The following is a 12405-nucleotide window of genomic DNA, read 5'->3' on the forward strand; positions in this document are numbered from 1 at the left end:
CAAAAAAATCATCCTAAAAAAATAATATGGGTAGTTTATAAACAAAAACCGCCTCAAGGAAAATGAGACGGCTTCAAGAATAAAAAAACAGACATCCCTTAGAATGCCTGTTAGAGGTATAAAATTTAAAATTAAGGTTCTGTTTTTGTAGTTATTCCCTGGTTCCAATACTTGGCTTCCGGCATATAATAGAGATAAACATTACTTGATTTCCCTGTATATGTTCCGGCAAACTCTACTTTAAGGTCAAGATTAACGGTTTTTGTTTCCTCAGCATCAAAATGTTCCCAGTATAAAACCAGATAGTTATCAAAAATCTCGTAGTAAGAAACCAGTTTTTTCTCAATCATATCTTTCAGTAATGCATTTTGCAGAGTCAATCCGGCTGGTATACCAATTTTTGCTATGGTCATTGGCAGCTCACCGTTTATTTTGTTTTTTACAATAATGGTCATTCTCTTAGTCTCCCCTACTTTAGATATTCCGGATTTTAATTTAGTCTCCATGGTAACAGGAATGTCTTTGCTTTCCGGAGCCTGTAGTGTATAATATTGATATTCCAGCTTATAAGGGAGTCCATTTTTATTTGGATAATGAATATTAATAGTATTTTCTCCGGCTTTAAATGCTGATGAAGCACTTATCATAGGTGAGGCTTTTGCATCATTAATCCTGATATCAGGTTTTTCAGTTCCATATAATTTTCCATTCTTAGAGAAAAAATCTGATAATGCCTTTATTGCCAGTGTTGTGGCCTGTGTAGAACCGAAACCGTAATATCCATTGAGACCAATAAGCTGATCAGCTGCTTCAGCAATTTTCAACTCATTGAGTTTCTCATCTTTCTGAAGTGCCATTATATATAACGAAAGTGTTTCAGCATCTGCAGACATTCCCCATGAGCCTGTAAAAGTGATTTTAGATTTTATATTCTTCGTTTCATATTGCTGGTCCAGCATCTGCATCAGGTCATCATATTCCTTTTGTTTTCCTAAGTGAGCCGCAGCATTGGCAAGCAAAGCCAGCTGATAAGAATCTTTTGTAGCTAAAGCTCTTTTGAGCGTTACCTGAAAGGAGTCTTCAATTTCATTTTTAAACCCAAGTTTAGACAGAGCATATACAACATACATATTTCTAGACCAGGAAAATTCAGAAAACTCTTTTTTTGACTCATAGGGCTTTCTTACTTCAAATAATCCGTTGGCATTCTTTTTCGACAAAATAAATGAAGAAAGTCCCTGGATGAGCTTAGCATCCGGATTCACGTACTTCTTTAATTCCGTAAATTCCAATAACGCAAATGCTGAAAGAGCGACATCTGATTCTGCGGAACTGAAATATCCGAAACCTCCGTCTTTATTTTTATAACTCAGCAGCTTCTGGAATCCTTTTTTCAGGCTTTTTACCACCTGATGTTCAGTCGCCGTGTCTATTTTTTTATTTGATTTTAAATAATCAAGAATAAAAATGTTAGGATATACTGTTGATGAAAGCTGTTCAAAACATCCATGAGGCTCTTTTTTAAGTTGCTCTATGTCTCCAAACATCTTCAGCGCTGTACTTTCAAACACATAATAGGATGAATACAGGCTTCCATTGATATACTCCGGAATATTGATTTTGAGATCTTCTGTTTTGTTATTGATCATGGAAAACTGATGGAGGAATCCTTTTTCTTCTACTTTAAACGGAAGAATCATGGTTTCCCTGAAATCTCCGGACCTCACGGAAAACTGAATATCAGAATTCACAATCTCGTCTGTCTGTATTTTCACAAATAATCTTCCTGATTCTAATGGCTTCAGAGTGATAAGACTGTCAGAACTGATGAGTTTTACATGGTTCGGAACAATCATATCCATGGTCATTTTGCGCGTTTCAGAAGAATTATTTTTAATCACCACAGGAATTGTCATCTGATCTGTTCTCGTCAGGTATTGTGGAATTTTGGCATCTATTGAAATCAAACTCTGGGCAGCATACGTCGTTTCATCTCTTCCTAAAAGTCCCGATGCAGCAATTCCTTCTGTCATAATTCTGAAAGTGGAATTGGCATCAGAATTATAAAACTCCACTTTTGCCTTCCCATTTTTATCCGTTTCTACTACCGGATTCCAGTAAAGCGCTTCTCTGTAATCAAAACGGTAAGAGGTATTGGTTGTTTTATATTCAGGATAAACAAATTCTCTTGCTCCGTCATATGAAATAAGCTTTCCATAAGGCAAGGCTTGTATGGCGAGATAAGATTTAGGGGTAATATCAAAACTTATTTCTGATTTTCTGTTTTTGGATGAGTTGACGATCACTACTCCATTCACAGCTCTGCTTCCATAAATAGCAATAGCAGCAGCATCTTTCAAAACGGTAATACTGCTGATATCATTTGGATTGATCGTAGTATTAAAGTTTTCGATAGGAATACCATCTACAATGAATAGAGGGTTCTTATTGGTCATGGATGCCGTTCCTCTAATATTAATCTGTTCTCCTGCTCCTGGTTGTCCGGTGTTTGTTACCACTACTCCGGCAACTTTTCCACTCAACAGAGAAGTTACACTGGCATTCTGCATTTCCATAGAAGATGCTACTGTTGTAGAAGCAACCGCTAATTGGTCTTTCTTTACACTGTACCCCAGCACAACTACTTCTTCAATACTCTTATTTCTACTGATCGTATCAGTTTTTGACCTTCCACGGTTATTTACGTGATTGGTATTGTTTTTATTTTCTTTTTTTACTTCTTCTTTTCTCTCAGATTCCTTTACAATTTCTTCTACGTCTATGTTGGTAAGTTTCTGTTTTACCAAAGGATTAATATCCAGATTATAAGACAGAATCCTTATTTTCAACTGATGTTTAGGTTGAAAAGACTTTGCAATAATTTTATAAGAATTATTTGCATTTAAATCCGAAAAATAAAACTTCCCATTTTCTGCAACGGTCTGCTTGAGAATTTTTTTATTATCTGTATCCAAAAGAAAAACATCTGCTTTCACCGGCTTTTTGTTTTCATCTTCTACCACGCCATAGATTGTGTTTTTCTTTTCAGGAAGGTATTTGTATTTACTGGTCTTCAGAATTTCCGGAATAGGTTCAAAATATCGGTAACCGTTTGTCAGCATAACAAGATCTAAGCTTTTATCTGCTTTTTCTTCTTTTTTATCAAAATAAAACTGAGGTTTTTCAATTTTCCCTTTGAGCTCAGAGTCCATCAAAAGCCAGGAAATAATATGATTCTGCTTATCATCAGCATACGTCCATAGCTTATCATCTACCACACTTATTCCAAGATTGGCAGGAACAGGTTTATTATTTTCATCTGTAGTTTCAATATTCAGCATTACTTTTTCTCTCGGCAGATAATGTTGCTTTACAGGAGTAACTTTTATATTCAGCTGGTTTACTTTATTGGTAAAAACAATCCGTTCTGCAAGCGGCATATTGTTTTCCAGAACAGTGAACCTGCAGATTCCTGTGGGGAAATCCTTTTCTGCAATTTCCAAAGAATTCATACCTTTTTTCATCGAAATGATTTTCCTGTAAATGTCTTTTCCGCGGAAACTTCCCAGCAGCGTAATTGTTTTTTCCTGGGTAGAAACGATGGTAAAATTCAGGTTTTTATTTTCATTCTGAATATTCAAAACCAGTCCATCATTTTTTGCTACAGGGAGATTAAATGTCTGGGTAATATTCTCCGGCTTTACAACTTTTGCATAATAAAATTCTCCTATTTTAGGGGTAAACCGGAAGCTTCCCATTCCGAAATTGTAGGCTGAAATTTCTTTTATTTTTTCCTGATTCTGATTGTAAACTGCCAGAACAGCATCTACAGGCTTTTCAAACTCATCCAGAATTTTAAAGGCGATATTCTGTTCTATTCCATTGATAAAAGTTCCGCCTTCCGGTAAGAATTTCACATCCAGATTATTCAGAACAATAGGAATATTTCTGGAAATGGATTCTGTAAATCCGTCAAAATTCACTTTGATATTCAAAAGAGCATCAGAGGATTTCAAGATCTCAGGAAGCTTAAAGGTCAATAATTTTTTGCCTTCTTTATCGGTAATGAGTTTACCTTCTGAAACGGTTTCTCCGTTATGCATTACAGTGTAATCGGCTTCATAAAAAGGAATCGGAAGATTACTAAGACTTCTCATTGAAAAATCGGCACTTACCTCATCTCCCGGGCCATATCCTTTTTTAGGAAAATCAAGCTTCATTAAAATCCTTGGTGATACTATTTTCTGGAGGGTAATTTCTTTCTCAAACGCATTTTTACCTTCTTCATTCTGCATCCAGTTGGTAAAAGCTCTGATTTTATAGATGCCACCTTTCATATCTTCGGCAAAATAGAAGTCTCCCCGGGCGTATCCATTGGTAATTTCGTATTTTAATTTTCTCACAACACTTCCTGCAGGATCTGTTATTTCAAAATTTACGACTCTGCTTTCTTCGACCGGTAAATTATTGTTTCCTTTTACAACATATATTTTAAAATACATTTGCTCCCCAGGTTTATAAAAAACATGATTGGTCTGAATGTAGGTCTTTTCTTTTTCAAAGTCCTGAAATGATTGCTGCCCCTTCACAGAAAAGCCTGAAAACAATAAGCACAGCAGGGTGATATAGGTGGATATAAACTTGAGATTCATGAGTTAAAATTTAAGTGAAACAATACAGCCAAATGTTTTAAAGGAGGGCAGGTTAAAGAAATCCAGTCCTCTTCCATTACTCATATCATAAAAATTCTGGTTGGGATCTGCCCCATTATTAGCCTGCCAGAGCATGATATTGTTTACATAAAAAGTCAGTTTAAGATTTTGTTTCCTGTTGTTAATCGGGAAATCTGAGGAAAGTGATATATTGTTGATTCTTATATAATCTGCTTTTTGAACATAATTTTCAGCCACGCCTAAGTAGCCGTACCTCGACCATCTGTTCTCCAGAACATTTTGGTTGGGATCATAGAAATCAACAGGAATCTGATTGACAGTTCCATTGGCCTGTACGCCTTCGAAAATATAATTTTTGATATTCCTTTCTTCTCCTGAGGCATAAGAACGACCGTAGTAATTGAGAACAGCCTGCGTTCCGTTCCAAAGATGGCCTCCTTTTTTCCATTCCCAATTAATATCTAAAGACCAGTTTTTATAGGCAAAACTGTGGTTGAATTTCATCACAAAATCCGGTGTAGGATCTGCAATAATTTTCATTCCGTCTGCTTTTTTAGGAAACCCAAACTCATCAATGATCAGTTGTCCGGCTGCATTTCTTTCAAAGTAACTTCCCATCACAGCACCCAAAACCTGTCCTTCCGAAAGGGTTTTATAAATATCTTTAAATCCCGAAACGGCAAGGTTCTGATATCCGGGAACAATGCGGTCAACAATATCTTTGTATTTAAAGAATGAGACTTTATTGGTGATATAAAAATTATATCCAAGCTGCAACTTCTCGTAAGCAAAATTGAATTCATATCCGCTGTACGTATGATCTGCTACATTCTTTAACCTCAGCTGATTGTTTTCAAAGACAGGAAATATATCGTCAGTATTCTTTTTATTAAAATATTCTCCATCTACATTTATTTTATACCCAAGATTCAGCCTAGCTCCAATTTTCCATTCTTTGGTATTGATATTGGATAAACCTCTGAAGCTTTCCACTTCCTGTATCGGAAAGTATTGATTGTAATTTTCTGCATTCAGCAAAGTAGTAGAATACGAAGCATAGGATCTTGTAATTTCCGGCTCGGAGCTTAATTGTGTGTAGCTTCCTAATAATTTAAAATTGTAATTATACCAATTGAAGATCCCATTGAACGTCAAATAAAAGTTAGCCTTTGGAAGCCAATAATTATTTTTAAGTGAAGTATTGGAGATATAAAATGAATTTCCAAGATTAAAACCTGCTTCAAAATCATAATCGCGGATGTTCATATTATAATTAAAAATATGATCCTGTGAAGTTCTCTGATAGAGATATTTTTGATGGGTCAGGCTGTTATAAATGTCAGATTTTTTATCATTTAAAATAAAATTCAGACTGAAAGTATTTCTAAAGTCATAATTTCCCAATGAATAAGAGCCCTGTATATTGGAATGATAGGAGCTGTTGTTTTGGGTCCTTTCATTCGATACTCCGCTGATAAAACCATAAGTAGTGGGTTTATATTGATCCTGATTCCAGATAGTAATACTTTCATAGGACTGAGTAATATTCAGTTTAAATTGATCCCAGTCTTTTGCTACTTTCAGACTAAACTGTCTGTCCCGATTCTTATAGCGGTATTTGCTATCCTGCTCCAAAAGGAATGAAGGATTGTCTGCATATTTGCTGTAGCTTCTCTGCGAGCCATTATTCAGGAAAATATTTTGTTCATTTGAAAAAGAAACCGGTGTTAACAACGAGTTTTGGTAAGCTCTGTTGAACAGTCCTATTCTATTGGTATTGGTTGCTTTATCTTCTTCGTAATTAAAAGCAAGATTAATGTAATATTTACCCAAATCTGCATTCAGCTTTGCTTTAAGGGTATTGGTAATATCAAACTGATCAATAAAATACATCTGATTCTTTTGCTGCCCCAGATTCAGTGAAAGACGGATTTTTTCATTGTACCCCTGTTTTATAAAAGCATTTACATTCAACTGGTTATTGTAACCTACCGTTGTTCTAAAGAGGTTATTATCATATCTTTTTGCCCGCTGAAGTCCATCAATCCACGGAATCAGTTTTCCATTCTGATCGTACTCGTAAGGTAATCCATTAAATCCAAGGGTAGATAGATCTGGTCCAAAACTGAACATTTCATTCGTTTCAGGGCCTTTCCAAGCAAGATTTCCATTTTCAGATCTTCCCTGAACATACTTATTTTGAGTCCCCGGAACAGCATTCCTGCTTTTAATATCAAAAGATGTGGTAAAGCTTCCGTTAAAGAGTAATGTTGTCTCATTGATCCTTTTTAAAACATAAACACTATCATTCTTTTGCTTTAATTTTCTTATTTTATCAAAATATGAGTGAGATCTTTTACTTAGGAGGTTTTTAGTTTTTTCAATACTGAAATCATCTTTAACCTCCTTTGAAACAAGACTGTCATAGGCTTTACTGTAAATATTTTCTACACTTTTACTTCCTGTCTGACTTTCCAGAATCGCTTTTATTTCCCTGAGTTCATAGGTAGAAATAACATGGGTATTTTTCCCTTGATTCCACACAAGTGTATCATAAGGTTTAGCTGCAATAATCGCAAATCCTTCCTCATCAGTCAGTTCATAGATACCGCTGTTTTTATTATAAACCTTTAAAAAGTTCTGTTCTTTATTTTTGGTAGTTAAAAATTTTCCGGAATAATATAATTGTGAGTTTTGCGCATGCAAAAAGGTAATGGTAAATGGCAATAACAGCAAATAATTCTTTTTCATCGGTTATTAATATGCTTAAAAATATAAAAAAAGAAATTTCCTGGGAAATTTCTTTTTTTATGAATTACTTTTGAATTGTTTTATAGCTCTCTATCAGCCTTATAAATTCTGACCGATAGCCTTCTTCATCCTTACTTTTTCCCTGTTTAGCAAGGTTTTCAATATCGGAAAGATCTTTTTTGGTAATCAGTTCTGAGTTTCTTAGTACCAAACCGAACCAGGCTACGGAAGAGGCAAATTGAAAATCCGAACTTACTGAAGATTTATCTTCTTTTTTAATCACTTTAGTTATCTCAATGCTTTTGTCTCCATCAGGTTTTTTGTACCTGAACTTTACCGTTGCCATTTCATCTCCAAAGTTCTTTGTTTCTGAAGTTTCAGAGTATTTCAATTTTGTTTCTTTTGGTATAAATTCAGAATCTACGTTGGCCGGGATAACTTCATATAATGCAGTTACTGTATGCCCGCTTCCTAGTTCTCCTGCATCAATCTTATCATTTACAAAGTCTTCATTTCTCAGTTTTCTGTTTTCATAACCGATCAGTCGGTATGATTTTACATATTTAGGATTAAATTCAATCTGGATTTTTACATCTTTGGCAATGGTATAAATATTTCCTGCAAATTCTCTTCCCAGGAATTTATTGGCTTCCTGCATATTATCAATATAGGCATAATTTCCGTTTCCTTTGTCCGCCAGAATTTCCATGGTATTGTCTTTGTAATTTCCCATTCCATAGCCAAGGCAGGTAAGGAAAATCCCTGTTTTCCTTTTTTGCGTAATTAAAGTTTCAATATCTGAGGTAGAAGAAGCTCCCACATTAAAGTCACCGTCTGTTGCCAGAACAACCCTGTTATTTCCTCCTTTTATAAAGTTTTGCTTCGCTAGTTTATAGGCCAGTTCAATTCCTGCCCCTCCTGCTGTACTTCCTCCTGCCTCAAGCTTATCTAGTGCCTGAATTATTTTTTCTTTTTCACCTGCTGATGTTGGGGGAAGTACCATTCCTGCACTACCCGCATATACTACAATCCCAACCTTATCCTTAGGTCTGAGCTGATTCAGTAAAACTTTAAGAGAAGACTTCAGCAATGGCAGTTTATTTTCCTGACTCATTGAACCTGAAACATCAATAAGAAAAACAATATTGGATGCAGGCAGACGATCCATCGGAATATTTTTCCCCTGAAGTCCTATTTTGAGCAGTTTATGTTTAGGATTCCATGGAGATTCACTGTATTCTGTATTAATTGAAAAAGGATCGCCATTTGCGGGTTGAGGATAATTATACTTAAAATAATTAATCATTTCCTCTACTCTCACTGAATTTTTATCAACCTTAGATCCATAATTAATCATTCTTCTGACATTGGAATAAGAAGCATTGTCTACATCAATAGAGAAGGTAGAAACAGGTTGATTACGGGTTAATTCAAATGCATTTTCAACTAACGCTGCATATTCTTCATTGTTATAATCAATATCCTGATCAGCTTTTATTGTAGCCTTTTCAACATCTTTTTTGTCACCTACCTGATGGTCATACACTCTTCTCGATTCATGAAATTTCCTTGAACTTACTACTTCCATTGCAGTAACTGATTTCGGTTTTGGGCAGCCATTATATTCCGGTAATCCCGGAACCGTAGGACAGGCATCATCTTTATCCAAAACACCATCTCCATCTGTATCCGGCCATGGACAGCCATTATTTTCAGGAGGTCCTGCCACTGTAGGACATGCGTCATCTTTATCAATAACACCGTCTCCATCCGACTCTACCCACGGACAGCCTTCATTTTCTACCGGACCGGCAATATCAGGACACTTATCCAATTGATTAGGAATTCCATCCTGATCTTTATCTTTCCTGACACTGTAAGTCTTTGGTTCGTTGGCTGTTTCAGTATTTTTTTGAGTTTTACAGCTTGTCAATGCAACAAGCGCTAGCATGGTTATTACAATTTTTTTCATCTTTAAAAATTTCGACAGGAAATTATTAAAATAAATTCAATCCTGTTAATAATTGTTAAATAAAACTTATTCTTTAAATAAAAAAGAGAGTTAATTTTTAATGACCTTAAATGTTTCCCACAAATCATTCGTATGAACACGCACAAGATAAATCCCTTGAGGATAAGAAGTTAAATCAATTGTGTTTTTACCTTCGGGTAATTTTTCTTTTCTCATAATAATCTTTCCGGCAAGGTCGTAGACAAACAGTTCTTCAATTGATTTTTTTGTTTTTATCTGTATCTGACCTTTTGTAGGATTGGGAAATAGTACAGTTTTACTCTCACCCTGGCTGTCAATTTCTTTTTCCATCTTTTTATTGATATGATCATTTGAAATTCCTGCACCACATTCTGGCAAAACAGCTCTCTGAAGGATTAATCTTAATAATAAATCATTCAGTTTTTCAACTTCATAAGAATCTATGGTAGGTTTGATATGGCTGTTTCCTATTCCGCTGTCATCTGTAAGGAAGGTATAGGTACCATTTGTAAGTAAAGCAAATGTCCGCATCAGATATTCCGTTTGTTTATCAGTATCACTTGCTGCCAGTGGAATAATGGTAATTCCTTTCTTTGCAGCAGTCTTAATTGTACTATATAAATCCTTTATATTCTGCTCTGAATGGTGTGGTGGTGCATCCAGAATTAAAAACATTATTTTGGTTGAATTTCCATCACTCCACTTCAGTTCATCAACGGAAACCTTCAATGCTTCTACAACCGCTTCAGGTGTATCTCCGCCACCTCCAGCTTTCTGTTTTTTAATGAATCCAACAAGATCTTCCGCGTTATCTGAAAAGTCAAATTTCCGGGTCACATATTCATCTCCCTGATCTCTGTAAAAAACTGATCCATATCTTACGGTTGTATTTTTAAGCTGTCCTTCTATTTTTTTCAACACATCCAGAAGTTCAGACTGAAGATAAGAAATTTCATCACCCATAGAACCTGTAGCATCCACTACGAAAGCAAGATCCAAAATACGTTTCTGCTGGCAAGGCTGATCCAGAATGATGAGGTTCTGTCCATTTTTAAAAGTTCTGAGATTACTGCTGATTACCTGTCCGGTGTGATCCGACAAATAATATTTCTCTGAATCTGATTTTTCATCTGTCAGTGGTGATATCCATAATTCTACATTACCCAGATTATCTGAAACGGCTTCCCATATAATGTTTTTCTTATCATCCAATAGTTTTACCTTTTCCCCTATTACCGGTTTTCTGTCTTTATTGGCCAACTGAACTGAAACCCTTTTATCAGGGAAGAACTTCCACGTATTTTTATACTGATCCAGAGTAGGAACTGCAATATCTTTCCAATAATCCCACTTAGAAAAATCGTTAACTTCTCCAGCTGTCAACTGACCTGCTTTAGGAAGTACTTTTTCAGGCTCTTCAGGTTCTTTTAGTATTTCCTCTTTACTTTCTGAAGAAACTTTTTTAAGTTTTTCTATTTCATCTTTAGATAATCCATTCGTGGTGACTACAACAACTCCGTTATTAGCTTTGCTTCCATACAGGGCAGTAGCTTCAAGCCCTTTCAGTACTTTTAGTTCTTTTATTTTTTTAGGATCCAGAGTATTTAAAAATCCAGATTCTCTGCCTAATACAATTCCATCAACAATATATAAAGGATTCGTAGAATGGCCATCTATACTTTTTGCTCCTCTGATTGATATTTCATCACGTTTTTTAATTCCAGTGGTTACTTCTATTCCGGCAACACTTCCTGCCAATGAAGATATTGCAACCGGAGCATGTACAGAAGTTTTGTCTGTGGAAGCAATCATCACAGTGGAAGCAGATGAAACAGTCTTACTTTTAACTGTTTTTGAATATCCCATAACGACCACTTCTTCAATACTCTTAACAGCATTGGTATCTTTGCGTTGCCCTGAATAGATATAATCTACTTTTCTATCACTATATAAAGTATCATTTTTCTCTTTTTCTGAAAACAAGGGATTGGGTAATGTTTTCTGAGGAAATCCCACAGGATATTGAGTATGAGTTGGCAGTGTATTAATTGCCAGTTTTTCTACAGGCTTAACAATACTTTTCTCTTTCTGGATATTCTGTTTTGTAAGGCTGTCTATTTTTGCAATATCAACTTTATTACCAGGAACGGTTGACATTTTATTTTCTGTTATTACAGGCTGTAAAGGTTCTGCAACCTCTTTTTTATTCATAAAGTAAAAAGCCCCTAAACCAATCATCAAACTTGCGGCAATACCATACGGCAGCCAAAGAGGAATGGTTCTCTTTTTCTCTTCTTTTTTATCTAGTTTCTCTTCAATCTTTTCCCATACTTTTTCAAAACCAGGAAAAACTGTTGGCTCTTCTGAAAGCTTGGAAGCTTCATTGAATTGTTGATCTATATGATTATTTTCCATTGTTGTAAAAGTTTAAATATTTTGATTCACGAGAAGTTCCTGCAATTTCTTTCTTGCAAAATTGAGCTGGGATTTTGATGTTCCCTCGCTGATAGAAAGCATGGTTGCTATTTCTTTATGAGGATATCCTTCAATAGCAAAAAGATTAAAGATCGCTCTGCAGCCTTCCGGGAGAAAATTCAATAAGCTCAGAATATCTTTTTCCAGAGAAAGGTTTTCTGTAGTTCCTTCAGAATGATCCATAAAGTTTTCTTCCAGGGAAATAAACAGTCCTTTGTTGGATCTTAATTTCTGAAGGCATTCGTTCACTGCAATTCTTCTTGCCCATGCTTCAAAGGTATCAGCATTCTGAAGCTGGGTAATTTTCGTGAAAATTTTGTAGAATGTATCGGCTAATACTTCTTCTATATCTTCGTCGTTTTTCAAATAGCGTCTGCAGACTGAGTATAGCCTGCCCGCCATTTTCTCGTAAACTTTCCGCTGGGCATTGCGGTCGCTACGCTGACATTCTAATAATAATTCTTGTTCCATAGTCAGGAGTTATACTATTATAGATGCGGAAACTTTTGAAAG

At 35.5% G+C, this 12405-nt stretch carries 5 protein-coding genes; all 5 read right to left on the minus strand.

Annotated features, from left to right (window positions below):
* Positions 1–131: 131 nt before the first annotated feature.
* A complete protein-coding gene (locus tag NK356_RS17375) occupies positions 132–4652 on the minus strand; it encodes a TonB-dependent receptor plug domain-containing protein (RefSeq protein ID WP_253317572.1) in 4521 nt (1506 codons plus the stop codon).
* 3 nt (positions 4653–4655) lie between these two features.
* On the minus strand, positions 4656–7424 hold the full coding sequence (locus NK356_RS17380) for a hypothetical protein (RefSeq protein ID WP_253317573.1): 2769 nt from the start codon (positions 7422–7424) through the stop codon (positions 4656–4658).
* Positions 7425–7488: 64 nt separating this feature from the next.
* Entirely contained in the window at positions 7489–9396 is a 1908-nt protein-coding gene (locus tag NK356_RS17385) for a VWA domain-containing protein (protein ID WP_253317574.1), read from the minus strand.
* 90 nt (positions 9397–9486) lie between these two features.
* Positions 9487–11832 carry a T9SS type A sorting domain-containing protein gene (locus tag NK356_RS17390; RefSeq protein WP_253317575.1) on the minus strand — a complete coding sequence of 782 codons (2346 nt, stop codon included), beginning with the start codon at positions 11830–11832 and terminating at the stop codon, positions 9487–9489.
* Between the two features lie 12 nt (positions 11833–11844).
* Positions 11845–12363, minus strand: a complete 519-nt coding sequence (locus NK356_RS17395) for an RNA polymerase sigma factor (RefSeq protein ID WP_253317576.1) — start codon at positions 12361–12363, stop codon at positions 11845–11847.
* Positions 12364–12405: the final 42 nt, after the last annotated feature.

It is taken from the genome of Chryseobacterium sp. S0630 (genome assembly GCF_024158915.1).
GTDB lineage: Bacteria > Bacteroidota > Bacteroidia > Flavobacteriales > Weeksellaceae > Chryseobacterium.

Coding starts and splice junctions, on each gene's coding strand:
- NK356_RS17375 (WP_253317572.1), bottom strand. CDS start 4,652: ATGAATCTCAAGTTTATATCCACCTATATCACCCTGCTGTGCTTATTG.
- NK356_RS17380 (WP_253317573.1), bottom strand. CDS start 7,424: ATGAAAAAGAATTATTTGCTGTTATTGCCATTTACCATTACCTTTTTG.
- NK356_RS17385 (WP_253317574.1), bottom strand. CDS start 9,396: ATGAAAAAAATTGTAATAACCATGCTAGCGCTTGTTGCATTGACAAGC.
- NK356_RS17390 (WP_253317575.1), bottom strand. CDS start 11,832: ATGGAAAATAATCATATAGATCAACAATTCAATGAAGCTTCCAAGCTT.
- NK356_RS17395 (WP_253317576.1), bottom strand. CDS start 12,363: ATGGAACAAGAATTATTATTAGAATGTCAGCGTAGCGACCGCAATGCC.